The sequence below is a fragment of the Xenorhabdus sp. BG5 genome, from assembly GCF_015163665.1.
Lineage (GTDB): Bacteria > Pseudomonadota > Gammaproteobacteria > Enterobacterales > Enterobacteriaceae > Xenorhabdus.
In genome coordinates, this window is the sequence record NZ_JADEUG010000017.1 from 1 (window position 1) to 13,191 (window position 13,191).

Genomic DNA, 13,191 nt, shown 5'->3' on the forward strand with positions numbered 1-13,191 from the left:
TGCGCCTTGTTCCAGCGTCAGGGCCTGCTCATGGTAGCCGATGAAAGAGCACGAGACAGCAATCTCCGGCAGATTGTTTGCCGGGTTGCCGGTCAAATCAAAAAAGCACAGCCAGTGCCGGGTTCTGCCCAGAAAATCAGACGCAGTCTGGATCTGGTAGTAAAACGTGTCGGGCGGCTCATCGTCATCGGAAAAACGCCCGGCGGGCACAAACTGCGCAATCGGCAGCCAGTGATAAGGCGTGCCACGCTGCTCGCTGTCTTCGGGCTGTTGCACCACCTGAACCTCCCGCAGCCGGAATAACCGTACCGACTCCCCCAATGGCAGGGGATAAGCGTGATTACCGGCTTCCAACCGGACAGGCGGGCTGGTCTGGTTTTCCAAATGAATCGCCGGAACACAACCCAACAAAAATGCCCCCCCGACATCATCCAGCGGCAATTCACCCTCGAACCGCAAAATCAGTTCAAACGTGCCATCGTCATTGAGCGGCACTTGCGCACAGCGACGACTGATATCCAGCGTGACGAAGTTATAAAGCGCCGGCAACGCATAGTATTCCACCAGGGGTTGCAGGCCGGAATAGGGACTTTTGGCGGTGGGCAGCAACGGTTCGTCAAGCAGGCCATGCCAGCCAGAAGGAAAACTTTTCATGGTTCGCCGCTCGTCCTGTGTGTTCAGGCTGATATCACAGATATGGTGATCCAGCCACAGGCTGAGCTGAGCGGCGCGCGCTGTGTCAGTGCCAAGGAAGAACGTCAGCGGGCCACTTTGCCAGAAAGAAGACGCCGAACCGGTCTGGCATAGTGTCAGGACAATTTCACTGTGAGTGCCCGTTTTCCTGACGGCGCGCTCCTGCACAATCAAGGGTTCAATATGCAAAGGACGGCAGGTTTTAAAGTCGAGCAATTGCCCGTTAAGGCTGGCAGTCACTGACGTTCCCTGTGGGATATCAGCCGTGCCCTGATGTTCATCATCCGTGGGCGTAAACTGCACTAGCGTTGTCGGTGGGATTGGAGACAGGGCTAACGGCCAGATACGGGAGAGAAGACCGTGAACAATTTCGGGAAAATCATCCGCCAGCTTATCCCGCAGATTGGCAATTAAGAAGGCAAAGGCTTCGAAAACCCGTTGAATATCGGGATCATGAGAGGAAACCAGAAATTCAGCCAGATGCGGCGACTCTTTCGCAATGTACCCAGCCAGCTCTCGCAGGTAAGCGCGCTCTTTTAGGTAGAGCGATTCCTTGTCGTTTTTCATTGAATTTAACTTATGTTTTATCAATAGGGTTTCGGTGTCATGCTGAATATCAGTGAGATAAAATGCGAGATCGATCAGCAAAGCACGTTTATTGTACATGCTTATAGGTCAAATTAATTAACCAATTAGATTCAATTTTCGTCTGATTTTGGCGGGATATGGGGATGTCGGCCGTTTTTGATAAGACATTCAGATAAAAATAGGGGCAACATTCCAGCGCTGTGCTGTATTGAATTTCGATTCCGATCTTTCCCATTTGGGACTGAAAAAAGCAGGAAATGACCGCCAGTTCTTAATGAAATGGCGGTGAAGATGGACTAAGCGGATTCCGATAACTCTTTCAAATATTGGAAAATTTGACGGTAGGATTTAGGTGGCTTGTTAGCTGCCTTTTCCTTTTTCGCATTACGAACCAATGTGCGAAGTTGCTGGCGATCAGTATGTGGATACAGTGTGATGACTTCTTCAAAAGCATCATCATCTTCAAGCAATTTGTCACGCAGTTCTTCCAGCTTATGTAAAACAACGACTTGCTGGTTGTGACGGTTTTTCAGTTTATCCAGCGCAGTGGTGATTGGCTCAGGATCGCGGGCACGCAACAGTTTGCCAATGAGCTGCAATTGACGGCGACGTCCTTCACGTTTTATTTTCTGTGCCAACTCAATCGCTGCCCGCAAATCTTCATCCAGTGGAATTCGCTCCAGTTGGTTTTTACTCAGTTCAACCAGTTCCGTTCCCAACTTTTTCAGGATCTCAGCATCCCGCTTGATTTCACTTTTACTGACCCAGATTATCTCTTCTTCTTCCTCTTCAGCAGGATAATTGTCGAGCCAATCTTCAGGCTGCTTTGCCATAATTGTTTTCCTTCTAAAAAGGCCGGATAAGGCACGTTTTGGAGCATGACCTATCGTCCGGTGGGTGTTAACATCCTAATATTGTGTATTGTAACTGGGAAAAATGCCTGATTACCACTCGACATTCGTGTCATGAACCGGAAGCAGGCATTTTTTCTGACGAATTCTCTCTTTAATTCATTGGATTATGTTAATTAATGATAGTCACCAATCAACAAATCGCAGAGCAGCGTAAGCTGCTGGAAGAGGCGGTTACCCATGCGCTAGAGTTGGCTAAATCCGGTTGTGATGCTGCGGAAGTCGCGGTCAATAAAACAACGGGGATTAGCGTTAGTACCCGTTTTAGTGAAGTCGAAAATGTTGAGTTTAACAGTGACGGCGCATTGGGGATCACGGTTTATCACCAGCAGCGCAAAGGTAGCGCTTCCTCAACAGATCTCAGTCCAGAAGCGATTGCCCGTACTGTGCAGGCCGCCATTGATATTGCGCGTTATACCTCGCCTGATCCTTATGCTGGCCCGGCCGATAAAGCGTTATTGGCATTTGAAGCGCCTGAGTTGGATCTTTTCCATCCCGCTGATTTGGATGCAGATAAAGCTATTGAGTTGGCAGCCCGAGCTGAACAAGCGTCATTGCAGGCAGATGGGCGCATTACTAATACGGAAGGCGGAAGTTTCAACAGCCATTATGGTATCCGGGTATTTGGTAATAGCCACGGTATGCTGCAAAGCTACTGCTCAAGTCGTCATTCTATGTCAAGCTGTGTGATTGCCGAGCAAGATGGCAAGATGGAACGCGATTATGCTTATACCGTGAGTCGTCATTTTGACGAGTTGAAATCGCCTGAGTGGGTGGGGCAGGAATGTGCTCGCCGGACACTTTCCCGTCTGGGAGCGCGTAAGTTACCAACCATGAAAGCGCCAGTTCTCTTTGTTGCGGAGGTGGCGACGGGGTTGTTCGGTCATTTGGTTGGCGCAATCAGCGGTAGCAGCATTTATCGTAAATCTTCTTTCTTGTTGGATAGCCTGGGCAAACCGATCTTACCTTCATGGCTGACGATTGAAGAACAGCCGCATTTATTGCGTGGGTTAGCTTCAACGCCATTTGACAGTGAAGGCGTGCGTACAATACCACGTGATATTGTTAAAGAGGGTGTTTTACAGACTTGGTTGCTGACTTCCTATTCTGCCCGTAAGTTGGGAATGGTGAACACGGGCCATGCAGGTGGAATTCATAACTGGCGTATTGCAGGTCAAGGTCTGGACTTTGCTGGTTTGTTGCGTGAAATGGGCACTGGCCTGATCGTCACTGAGCTGATGGGACAGGGCGTTAGCGCGGTGACAGGTGATTATTCTCGCGGCGCCTCCGGTTTTTGGGTTGAGAATGGCGAGATTCAGTATCCTGTCAGTGAGATCACCATTGCAGGTAATTTGAAAGATATGTGGGCAAATATGGTGACAATGGGTAATGATATCGAAACACGTAGCAATATTCAGTGTGGTTCGGTGTTGTTGCCGGAAATGAGTATCGCCGGTCAGTAGGGATACTCAATTAACAGCAGCCAGTTCGATGTCACTGAGCTGGCTGGAAATTAGCGGTGATATTCGCCTGCGGCTTCTGGCTGATAAAGTATTTCTAATACTTTTATGCGGGTTGTTTCACCGTTTGGCAACTTCCATGTTATTTCATCATTCACCCGCAATCCCAGAAGAGCTGCACCTAAAGGCGCCATGACGGACAGATGTTTGGTGCTGTCTTGCAGGGAAGCAGGGTAGACCAGTGTACGAATACGCTCTTCATCGCTGCCCTGATCAATAAAGCGAACTTCACTGTTCATGGTGACAACATCGGCTGGGATATCTACTGGTGCCACTATTTCCGCTCTATCCAACTCTTCATTCAAGGCTTCTGCGATGCGGGTATTGGCAAAAGCAGGTTGTTCCAACAGGGAATCTAAACGTTCGGCATCCAATTCATTGATAATGATTTTAGGTTTTTTCATACCACACTCCAAATTAGGCTCAATACAAAATAACACCCCACATCGCAAGGAGGGGGGTGTTATTTTCAAAGTAATTTAAATGATATTAGGCTGTTCTGCCGCGAAAATAAAGAGATCATGATCACGAACTGTTTTGCATTGTTAATGAAACAAGGCTTATCCGTAATGGAAAAAAGAACAGTCTGCCACCATTTTGATCTACAGATTATGATCCTGTGGTTACGATACGTGGGTTGGTTTCTCCCCAAATGGAAGAAAACTCAACGACATGCATTCCGCCCCATTTCTGGATATCAGACTGAGTGATTTCGTCGTTACCTTGTTTACCGAAAATGACTACTTCATCGCCACTCTTCACTTCTGGTAAGTCAGTTACATCGACCATCACGGTGTTCATGGAAACGCTACCGACAACAGGGGCACGGTGACCGTTGATCAGAACGTAAGCTTTGTTTGACATGGCAGAACTAAAGCCATCAGAGAACCCAATCGGCAAGTTAGCGAGCTTGGAATCGCGTTTTAGGATGTAAGTGTTGTCGTAACCGACACCATTACCTTTAGGATATGTTTTAACAGAAGCAATACGGGTTTTCATTTGAATCAATGGCTTGAATTCTGGGTGGCTGGTGGTCAGAATGCCGTATAGCGCACTGCCAACGCGAGCCATGTCGAACTGCGCTTCAGGAATACTAAGTGATGCAAAAGAGCTTGATGCGTGCAGCGTGATTTCGTTTCTGTTCAGATTTGCTGTTTTAATCAGCCAGGAAGTTTGTTCTTTGAAGTTTTTAATGCTGTCACGGATTGCAGCCAGATCGGTGAATGCATGGTGGCTCATCATGCCAACCAGTTTCAGGTTAGATAACTGAGCGATTTTTAAAGCTTCTTGCTTGCCCTGCTCAGTTTTCATTTCCAAACCGTTGCGGCTCATAAGGCCTGTATTCAGCATCAGGTGAACGCGAATGGCTTTACCGTGTTTTTGTGCCAGAGCATCAATAGCTTGAGCATGATCCAGATCGCCGATCATCTCTTCCATGTCATAGCCCAATGTGCTTTCGATTTCAGCGATGTCAGCCGTACGGACACGTATCAGTTGTCCTTTAAAGCCGCTTTCACGCACGATGCGGGCTTCTTCATTACTGGTGATCCCTACACAAGGCACGCCAGTTTTGATGATAGAGGGCATCAGCAGGTCAATACCATGACCGTAAGCATCACCTTTCAAAACCGCACACATTTTGGTGCCTTTATTCAGTTTCTTTTGCAGTGTGTGAATATTATTTTCGAAAGTCGTAGTATTGATTTCAACCCAAGCGTTATTGGTTGCTGCGATGCTTTCTGCATGGGTGTTATCTAAAGAGAGTACAGGCGCTGCTTGGGCAATACCTTGAGACAGACTCAAACCAAGAAGAATTGCCAGTGTGGTTTTATTAAAACGCATGAAGTAAATCTCCATTTTAGGAACTGTATGCATAATGTTCTTCGTGTAATTGCGTTTTAATAATAAGTTTTTTCTAATTTAATTTCACATACTTAACTTATTGAAAGATAACATTTATTATCTATATTACACTATTTATAAATAATTAGATTAATTAACTAAATTAATAATGAAAACGTCTTATTTTTACTCTTTGTGAGAATTTAACAAATGGTTTATATTAATGATTTTTTACCTTTGGTCAGTTTTAATAACTGATTGCGCGTTTACCTTGGCAATCGACCACACCGAAGCGCTCTCTAATGGTTTGCTCTGTATAGTCAGCCCGAAAGAGGTTTCTTTTTTGCAATAGAGGGATAACCTGATCGACCATAACTTGGAGTGCGTCAGGGAATGAATCAAAATTCAAGTTAAATCCGTCTGTCGTACCGTTAGATTTTTGGGAGGGTGGGAGTATTGTCTTGAATAAGAAGCCATTAGAGACAATATATATAGAAGGGACGTGTTACTCTTCGTCAAACCCGGCGTTGAAGAGTTCGATAATGGCCGCCAGTGCTTGTTGTTCATCCGGCCCATTGACTTCAACGTCAATATGGCTGCCTTGTTCAGAATCCAGCATCAGCATGGCAATGACGCTGCGGGCCTCGGCCTGTAAGTTACTGCTGTTACGCAGAATCACTTCTGATTGAAACTGTTGTACCAGATCATGCAGTTTCATCGCAGGCCGAGCATGCATTCCGAGCCGATTTTTAATTTCAAGTCTTTGTTTGACTGTCATGGCTTGTGTTATTTATATTATTTGCGTTTTTCCAGTGTGCGGTGGCGTGATTGCACGTTTTTGCCACGGGAACGAAAATAATCAGCCAACTGTTCTGCCACATAGACTGAGCGGTGTTTACCGCCTGTGCAACCAATAGCGACCGTCAGATAGCTGCGATTATTGGTTTCCAGCATGGGTAGCCAAAGCTCAAGATAGCTACGGGTCTGATAAATAAAATTATGAACTTCCGTATGGCGATCCAAAAATGCAGCCACAGGACGATCCAAACCCGTCATTGGGCGCAGTTTCGGGTCCCAGTGAGGGTTTGGCAGGAAACGCACATCGAAAACATAGTCTGCGTCGATAGGAATACCGTGTTTGAATCCAAAGGATTCAAACACCATCGTTAATTCTCGTTCCCGTTTGCCTAATAGACGTGTCCTGAGCATTTCCGCCAGTTCATGAACGGACATTTCAGAGGTATCAATGATCAAGTCAGCGCGTGAGCGCAGGGGTTCAAGTAAATCGCTTTCTTGGTCAATGGCACTTTCCAGTGACAGGTTCTTGCTGGAGAGTGGGTGCAAACGGCGTGTGTCACTGTAGCGGCGGATCAGAGTATTACGATCCGCATCAAGAAACAGTAACTGTGGTGAAAAACTGTCAGGCAATTGCGTCAGGGCTTCTTCAAAAATTTCTGGCGACTCCGGCATGTTTCTGACATCAATGCTAACCGCAGCCGAGATATCACGTTCGGCCAGTGTGTTTGCCAATTCTGGCAGCAACACAACGGGCAGGTTATCCACGCAATAGAAGCCCATATCTTCCAATGCACGCAAAGCAACGGATTTCCCAGAACCTGAACGACCACTGACTATCATCAGCACCATGAGGTGACTCCCCCTAAATGTTTATAATTATAATCGCTATTTATTCAGTAATAATTTTATACAGTTCTTCATCACTCTGCGCTGAGCGCAGGCGACGGCAGAGATTTTTATCTGCAAGGCGCTTTGCAATCAATGATAGTGAGTGTAAATGGGTTTGACACTGGTCTGATGGCACCAATAAAGCAAACAGCAAGTCAACAGGTTGATTATCGATGGCGTCGAAGGTAATGGGTTGTTCCAGGTGCAAGAATACCCCAACGGCATTATCCGAACACTCTTTATCCAATTTGCCGTGAGGGATCGCAATCCCGTTGCCAATTCCTGTTGTGCCTACTTTTTCGCGCGAAAGAATAGCCTCGAATACGGCATTTTCCGGCACTTCAAGCTGTTTTGATGCCAGCTCACTGATAATCTCTAAGGCGCGCTTTTTACTCGAACAAGGTACGTTGTTGCGTGTACATGCGGGTGAAAGCACAGAGCTTAGTGGTAAATCTGTTTCGTTGTTCATTTCTTTATTCACTTAGGGCTTTGTTATACCAGATGCCTAATGAGGCATCCGGTATTAATGCACTGCGTCTAAAACCGAACTACAGATCGCACTAAGTACAGGGCGTTATAGACGGTGTTATAGATAGAACAGTGATAATTTTATGACAGCCCCGTTGCCTAAAAGCGATTAATGTTGTCTCAATTTACTTTTGTGTTTGGTCAATTGACGCGCTAGCTTATCTACCAGTACATCAATTGCCGCATACATGTCTTCATGTTCTGAGGTTGCGTGCAACTCACCTCCATTAACATACACCGTAGCTTCGGCGATCCGTTGCACCTTTTCTACTCGAAGGATGACCTGAATGAGGTTAATTTTATCGAAATATTGATTCAATTTGCCGCATTTGGTGTTCACAACGTTGCGGAGCGCATCGGTAATTTCAATATTGTGGCCTGTAACATTGAGTTGCATGGATTTGAGTTGCATAGTGTTTTCCTTCTCTGTGTTGTTCAAACCAATTTTTTACGTTGGTTTGAAGGCGGGATGGATAACGACTCTCTATATTTTGCGACAGTTCGGCGAGCCACTTGAATACCTTGTTCAGCGAGTATGCTGGTCAATTTACTGTCACTCAGTGGCTTGACCGGGTTTTCTGCCGCGACCAGTTTTTTCACCAGAGCACGTATCGCGGTAGAAGAGGCTTCACCACCACTGTCAGTGTTGACGTGACTGGAGAAAAAATATTTAAGTTCAAAGATCCCTCGTGGACTATACAGGTATTTCTGGGTGGTCACGCGGGAAATGGTGGACTCATGCATGTCAATCTGATAGGCGATATCAGCCAAAACCAGTGGTTTCATGTGTTCCTCACCATATTCAAAAAAATCTTGTTGCCGTTCAACAATACAGCAGGCGACTTTTAGTAATGTTTCATTACGGCTTTCGAGACTCTTGAGCAGCCATTTAGCCTCTTGCAAGTTGTTGCGTATAAACAGGCTGTCATTCTCATTATTGGCCCGTTGTCCCAGTGCTGCGTAGTGTTGGTTGATGCGCAGACGGGGGATGCTATCGGTATTTAGCCTGACTTGCCAGCTTCCATTTTCTCTCTGTACCAATACATCTGGAATAACATACTCGGATTCACCAGTATTGATTACCAGGCCAGGTTTTGGTTCCAGTGATTGGATGATATCAATTGCCCCCTTCAGGGTACTCTCTTTTAATTTGCTCTGACGTAATAAATTACGGAAGTCTCGGTTACCCAGTAGTGCCAGATAGTTGCTGGCAATAAGTTTGGCGTCATTCAGATAAGGTGTCTTGGGCGGGCGCATTGCAAGCTGGATAAGCAAGCATTCGCGTAAGTCACGGGCAGCAACGCCGATTGGATCAAAATGTTGTATACGTTTGAGAACGGTTTCGACTTCTGACAAAGTCAGCTCATCATCACCAATGCTGGCAAGGATCTCTTCGATAGAAATGGTCAGATATCCGGTGTCATCAATGGCGTCAATGATTGAAGTGGCAATGGCTGCGTCCGTTTCGGTAAATGGCGTTAATCCTGCTTGCCACATGAGATAATCTTGCAGGGTTTGGGTGGTTTCTCCCTGGTATACGGGGAAGTCATCAGCGCTATAGTCACTGTGAGTTCCTGAAGGCGTGCCAGCGGTGTAAATTTCATCCCAACTGGCATCCAACGGTAGTTCTTCAGGCATATCCTTCTGTTCAAGTGCTTCACGGGTATCCATGACTTCAGTGTCAGCATCAGAAAGGGCCTGATTCTCCACTTCCTGATGCAGGTCATCCTGTTCAAGCAGCGGGTTGGTTTCCAACGCTTGCTGAATCTCTTGCTGAAGCTCAAGCGTAGAGAGTTGCAACAAACGGATGGCTTGCTGGAGTTGTGGCGTCATCGTCAATTGCTGACTGAGCCTGAGTTGCAAACTTTGCTTCATAGGGTTACCACTTTCTCCTTAACCTAGCTTGAATAGTTCCTTGAATCGCGCCTGACAGAAGGATAAAAGTTAAAGGCGGAAACCTTCCCCCAAATAGACGCGTTTGACCTGTTCGTTATTCAGGATGTCATTCGGCGTACCGTGGGCAATCAAATGACCCTGGCTGACGATATAGGCACGTTCACAGACATCCAGCGTTTCACGCACATTGTGGTCAGTAATCAGCACTCCCAACCCGTAATCCCGCAGATGTTGAATGATCTTTTTAATATCCAGTACGGAAATGGGATCAACACCGGCAAAAGGTTCATCCAACAGAATGAATTTTGGATTGGCTGCCAGTGCACGGGCAATCTCCACTCTACGGCGTTCACCACCGGAAAGTGATTGGCCAAGGTTATCACGCAGGTGAGAGATGTGGAATTCTTCCATCAATTCTTCTGCACGCGCTTTTCTTTGCTCCTGAGTCAGGTCGTTGTGGATCTCCAGTACTGCCATCAAATTGTCGAATACACTCAAACGACGGAAGATGGACGCTTCCTGAGGTAAGTAACCTATCCCACGGCGTGCACGTTCATGCAGGGGCAGCAGGCTAATATCTTCTTCATCAATGGTGATAGAGCCAGCATCACGTGGAACAATGCCGACTACCATATAGAAAGTCGTGGTTTTGCCTGCCCCATTAGGTCCAAGCAAGCCAACAATCTCCCCCGATTTCACGTTTAGGCTGACGTTCTCAACGACCTTACGGCCTTTATAGGCTTTCGCCAGATTTTCTGCGTTTAATATTGCCATCAGTCGTTATTTACCCTTTTTCTGAGCGTCAGCGCCGTTAGCACCAGGGCCTTTTTCTTGTAGCTGGGCAGGTAACAGGACAGTGGTGACATGTTTACCTTTATCACTAAACGCTTCCATTTGTTGTGTCGGTACCAGATAAGTGATTTTATCGCCTTTGATATTGCTGTCTAGCTGTTCAAGATAGGCGTTCCCTGTCAAGGTGACCAGCTCTTTATCCATCTCATAGCGCATCTTTGATGCATGACCTTTGATGGGCTTACCATCATCTTGCAATTGGTAAAAAGTGGCAGGATTACCGAACGCTTCAATCACTGTCTTGTCGGAATTTCCTTCCGGGCGGGTAACAACGACCTTATCTGCATGAATGTCGATCGAGCCTTGTTTTACGATAACATTATCCGTAAATGTGGCAATGTTTCCCGTTAAATCCAGCGATTGTCTTGCTGAATCGATGGTAATGGGCTTTTTTGTATCATCTTTTAAGGCCAGTACGGGCAGGCTGACGGCAAAAAGTGTACTGGCAATAACGGAATTACGGATTAGGTTGTTCATGTGGAATCTCATATTGAGTGGTCACCTTTTCAATCAGTTCAGCAGTTTTGTTTCGTAGATTGCCACGCATTTTCATGCCAACAGATTTCAGACCGACACCAATAAGCGTGACGCGGTCATCGGATGCGACATCTTGGGTTGTCAGATTGACGATCGCATTGTCTGTTGTGATCCGCTGCAATTGTGACGCATCGTTCAGGCTATCCACTTGGACATCCCCGTACAGATAGAGCATCTTATCTTGGGTCAGTTTGGCCTTGTTGGCGCGTACTGTCCATGTCGCTATCGGGGTGCCAGGGGTGCCATTGGGGTCAAATGTTGTCAATACGGGGTTGGTAAACCAGGTCAACTTGGTTTCCGTATAGTTTTTAACATCGTCAGCGACCAGTTTGTAAGTCAGCTTACCTTCCGGATCATAGACAAAAGTAATGGCCTCTTGTGTTTGATAAGTCGGATAACCATCATCCACAATGGCTGATGAGGCATCATCATTTACATTCGAAAAATTCCAGCCAATCAGCGCAAGCGCGATCAGTGCCAGTATTGCGATCAGCCAGGATTGAATTTTGCTCATTCTTTTTTCAATTTTAATTTATATGGATAACCCTTTGGCATCTTCGAGCTTATTCTGAGCGAAGAGCACCAAATCACAAAGTTCCCTGACTGCACCGCGACCGCCGGCAATCTGAGTCACATAATCTGCTTTTGGCAACAGTAAAGGATGGGCATCAGCAACTGCAACAGATAATCCAACTTGTGCCATGACAGGCCAGTCAATAAGGTCATCACCAATATAGGCGACTTGCTCTGGCTGGAGCGCTAGTTTATCTAACAGTTCCTTATACGCCAAAACCTTATCGTTTTGTCCTTGGTAAAGATGTGTAATACCGAGTGTTTCTGCCCGATTTTCCAGCAGCTTTGCTTTGCGGCCAGTGATAATGGCAACTTCAATACCAGAGGTAATTAAACAACGGATGCCATAACCATCACGAACGTTAAAGGCTTTCAGCTCTTCGCCTTCATTGCCCATGTAGATAAGCCCGTCAGACATCACGCCATCAACATCACAAATCAGCAAACGGATTTGACGGGCTTTTTCGATAATGACTTTATTAACTGGGCCATAACAGGTGTCCAGGTACGCTTTTTGACTCATTAAGAAATTCTCTTAAGATTTATATCATGCTTATTTGTATCAGTTTACGTGCTTTATAGAACCGGCCTACACAACCCCGGCCTGCAAAAGATCGTGCATGTGCAGTACACCCAATAATTTGTCACCTTCTGTGACCAATAGTGAGGTGATATGGCGTGATTGCATCAGGTTTAAAGCATCAACCGCCAGTGCATTGGGTTTAATACGGATGCCGCCGACCGTCATGACATCAGAGATTTTTGCATTGTTTAAATCAATGCCCATATCGAAAACACGGCGTAAATCGCCATCGGTAAAAATACCACTGATCTGCATGTCATTATCACAAATAACCGTCATGCCCAATTTTTTGCGGGTAATTTCCACCAAAGCCTCACGCAGAGTTGCTGTACGGGGAACACGGGGAATGTCATTACCCGTAGTCATTAAGTCACTGGCCAGCAGCAGAAGTTTGCGTCCGAGTGCTCCACCTGGATGGGAAAGCGCGAAATCTTCGGCGGTAAAGCCACGGGCCTGCAAGAGTGCAAGGGCTAATGCATCGCCCATGACGAGAGTGGCGGTGGTGCTGGTGGTGGGGGCCAAGCCCAATGGACAGGCTTCTTGGGGAACTTTGATACACAAGTGGATGTCTGCGGCTTTGCCCATGTTACTGTTGCGATTATTTGTCATACAAATGAGCGGGACTTTTTGTCGCTTGAGTACGGGAATTAACGCCAGAATTTCATTTGATTCACCGGAATTGGAAATCGCCAGCACGATGTCTTTTGTTGTTACCATGCCGAGATCGCCGTGGCTGGCTTCACCAGGATGGACAAAGAACGAAGGTGTCCCGGTGCTGGCAAATGTCGCAGCGATTTTTCGTCCAATATGACCGGATTTGCCCATCCCCATTACAATGACCTTTCCTTCACAACTAAACATGAGTTCACAGGCTTGGCTGAAATCGTCATTAATGTATTGTTCCAGGCCAACCAGCCCTTCAAGTTCAATATGTAATACTTGCTTACCTGCTTGCTGAAAATCGATTTTAGGCATTTTTACT

General features: G+C 46.3%; 16 protein-coding genes. 1 reads left to right on the forward strand and 15 read right to left on the reverse strand.

Features of this window, described 5'->3' with window-relative positions; genetic code table 11:
* Together IQ209_RS10480 and yjgA are read right to left on the reverse strand one after the other, a co-directional pair.
* Positions 1–1,359: type VI secretion system baseplate subunit TssF (locus IQ209_RS10480; RefSeq protein WP_228005825.1), on the reverse strand; the 1,359-nt coding region annotated here is incomplete at its 3' end.
* Between the two features lie 218 nt (positions 1,360–1,577).
* Positions 1,578–2,114, reverse strand: a complete 537-nt coding sequence (gene yjgA, locus IQ209_RS10485) for a ribosome biogenesis factor YjgA (RefSeq protein WP_193851259.1) — start codon at positions 2,112–2,114, stop codon at positions 1,578–1,580.
* Between the two features lie 197 nt (positions 2,115–2,311).
* On the opposite strand from yjgA, the gene pmbA reads away from it, so the two are divergent.
* Positions 2,312–3,655 carry a metalloprotease PmbA gene (gene pmbA / locus IQ209_RS10490; RefSeq protein ID WP_193851260.1) on the forward strand — a complete coding sequence of 448 codons (1,344 nt, stop codon included), beginning with the start codon at positions 2,312–2,314 and terminating at the stop codon, positions 3,653–3,655.
* A 50-nt stretch (positions 3,656–3,705) separates the two neighbouring features.
* Here pmbA and rnk read toward each other — a convergent pair whose 3' ends face one another.
* From rnk to kdsD, 13 genes are all read right to left on the reverse strand, one after another.
* Positions 3,706–4,116 carry a nucleoside diphosphate kinase regulator gene (gene rnk / locus IQ209_RS10495; protein ID WP_193851261.1) on the reverse strand — a complete coding sequence of 137 codons (411 nt, stop codon included), beginning with the start codon at positions 4,114–4,116 and terminating at the stop codon, positions 3,706–3,708.
* A gap of 205 nt (positions 4,117–4,321) precedes the next feature.
* Positions 4,322–5,554 (reverse strand): alanine racemase, encoded by a 1,233-nt coding sequence (gene alr, locus IQ209_RS10500; protein ID WP_193851262.1) that lies wholly within the window; start codon positions 5,552–5,554, stop codon positions 4,322–4,324.
* A gap of 247 nt (positions 5,555–5,801) precedes the next feature.
* Positions 5,802–5,963 (reverse strand): hypothetical protein, encoded by a 162-nt coding sequence (locus IQ209_RS10505; protein ID WP_193851263.1) that lies wholly within the window; start codon positions 5,961–5,963, stop codon positions 5,802–5,804.
* 96 nt (positions 5,964–6,059) lie between these two features.
* Positions 6,060–6,332 carry a PTS phosphocarrier protein NPr gene (gene npr, locus IQ209_RS10510; RefSeq protein ID WP_047768742.1) on the reverse strand — a complete coding sequence of 91 codons (273 nt, stop codon included), beginning with the start codon at positions 6,330–6,332 and terminating at the stop codon, positions 6,060–6,062.
* A 17-nt stretch (positions 6,333–6,349) separates the two neighbouring features.
* Entirely contained in the window at positions 6,350–7,201 is an 852-nt protein-coding gene (rapZ, locus tag IQ209_RS10515) for an RNase adapter RapZ (protein WP_047768744.1), read from the reverse strand.
* A gap of 40 nt (positions 7,202–7,241) precedes the next feature.
* Complete coding sequence (ptsN, locus tag IQ209_RS10520) at positions 7,242–7,709, reverse strand: PTS IIA-like nitrogen regulatory protein PtsN (RefSeq protein ID WP_193851264.1); 468 nt, start codon at positions 7,707–7,709, stop codon at positions 7,242–7,244.
* 168 nt (positions 7,710–7,877) lie between these two features.
* Positions 7,878–8,165: a ribosome hibernation promoting factor gene (gene hpf, locus IQ209_RS10525; RefSeq protein WP_099130964.1), complete on the reverse strand. Its 288-nt coding sequence runs from the start codon at positions 8,163–8,165 to the stop codon at positions 7,878–7,880.
* Positions 8,166–8,203: 38 nt separating this feature from the next.
* Entirely contained in the window at positions 8,204–9,643 is a 1,440-nt protein-coding gene (rpoN, locus tag IQ209_RS10530; RefSeq protein WP_193851265.1) for an RNA polymerase factor sigma-54, read from the reverse strand.
* A 69-nt stretch (positions 9,644–9,712) separates the two neighbouring features.
* Complete coding sequence (gene lptB, locus IQ209_RS10535; RefSeq protein ID WP_193851266.1) at positions 9,713–10,438, reverse strand: LPS export ABC transporter ATP-binding protein; 726 nt, start codon at positions 10,436–10,438, stop codon at positions 9,713–9,715.
* A 6-nt stretch (positions 10,439–10,444) separates the two neighbouring features.
* The gene (lptA, locus tag IQ209_RS10540) at positions 10,445–10,993 is read right to left on the reverse strand and encodes a lipopolysaccharide ABC transporter substrate-binding protein LptA (protein WP_193851267.1); all 549 of its coding nucleotides are present in this window, start codon (positions 10,991–10,993) and stop codon (positions 10,445–10,447) included.
* Positions 10,974–11,567 carry an LPS export ABC transporter periplasmic protein LptC gene (gene lptC / locus IQ209_RS10545; RefSeq protein ID WP_193851268.1) on the reverse strand — a complete coding sequence of 198 codons (594 nt, stop codon included), beginning with the start codon at positions 11,565–11,567 and terminating at the stop codon, positions 10,974–10,976. Before lptC ends, lptA begins: the two co-directional genes overlap by 20 nt.
* An 18-nt stretch (positions 11,568–11,585) precedes the next feature.
* Complete coding sequence (gene kdsC, locus IQ209_RS10550; RefSeq protein WP_193851269.1) at positions 11,586–12,149, reverse strand: 3-deoxy-manno-octulosonate-8-phosphatase KdsC; 564 nt, start codon at positions 12,147–12,149, stop codon at positions 11,586–11,588.
* A gap of 66 nt (positions 12,150–12,215) precedes the next feature.
* Positions 12,216–13,184: an arabinose-5-phosphate isomerase KdsD gene (gene kdsD / locus IQ209_RS10555; protein ID WP_193851270.1), complete on the reverse strand. Its 969-nt coding sequence runs from the start codon at positions 13,182–13,184 to the stop codon at positions 12,216–12,218.
* Positions 13,185–13,191 lie beyond the last annotated feature (7 nt).

Coding starts and splice junctions, on each gene's coding strand:
- yjgA (WP_193851259.1), bottom strand. CDS start 2,114: ATGGCAAAGCAGCCTGAAGATTGGCTCGACAATTATCCTGCTGAAGAG.
- pmbA (WP_193851260.1), top strand. CDS start 2,312: ATGATAGTCACCAATCAACAAATCGCAGAGCAGCGTAAGCTGCTGGAA.
- rnk (WP_193851261.1), bottom strand. CDS start 4,116: ATGAAAAAACCTAAAATCATTATCAATGAATTGGATGCCGAACGTTTA.
- alr (WP_193851262.1), bottom strand. CDS start 5,554: ATGCGTTTTAATAAAACCACACTGGCAATTCTTCTTGGTTTGAGTCTG.
- npr (WP_047768742.1), bottom strand. CDS start 6,332: ATGACAGTCAAACAAAGACTTGAAATTAAAAATCGGCTCGGAATGCAT.
- rapZ (WP_047768744.1), bottom strand. CDS start 7,201: ATGGTGCTGATGATAGTCAGTGGTCGTTCAGGTTCTGGGAAATCCGTT.
- ptsN (WP_193851264.1), bottom strand. CDS start 7,709: ATGAACAACGAAACAGATTTACCACTAAGCTCTGTGCTTTCACCCGCA.
- hpf (WP_099130964.1), bottom strand. CDS start 8,165: ATGCAACTCAATGTTACAGGCCACAATATTGAAATTACCGATGCGCTC.
- rpoN (WP_193851265.1), bottom strand. CDS start 9,643: ATGAAGCAAAGTTTGCAACTCAGGCTCAGTCAGCAATTGACGATGACG.
- lptB (WP_193851266.1), bottom strand. CDS start 10,438: ATGGCAATATTAAACGCAGAAAATCTGGCGAAAGCCTATAAAGGCCGT.
- lptA (WP_193851267.1), bottom strand. CDS start 10,993: ATGAACAACCTAATCCGTAATTCCGTTATTGCCAGTACACTTTTTGCC.
- lptC (WP_193851268.1), bottom strand. CDS start 11,567: ATGAGCAAAATTCAATCCTGGCTGATCGCAATACTGGCACTGATCGCG.
- kdsC (WP_193851269.1), bottom strand. CDS start 12,149: ATGAGTCAAAAAGCGTACCTGGACACCTGTTATGGCCCAGTTAATAAA.
- kdsD (WP_193851270.1), bottom strand. CDS start 13,184: ATGCCTAAAATCGATTTTCAGCAAGCAGGTAAGCAAGTATTACATATT.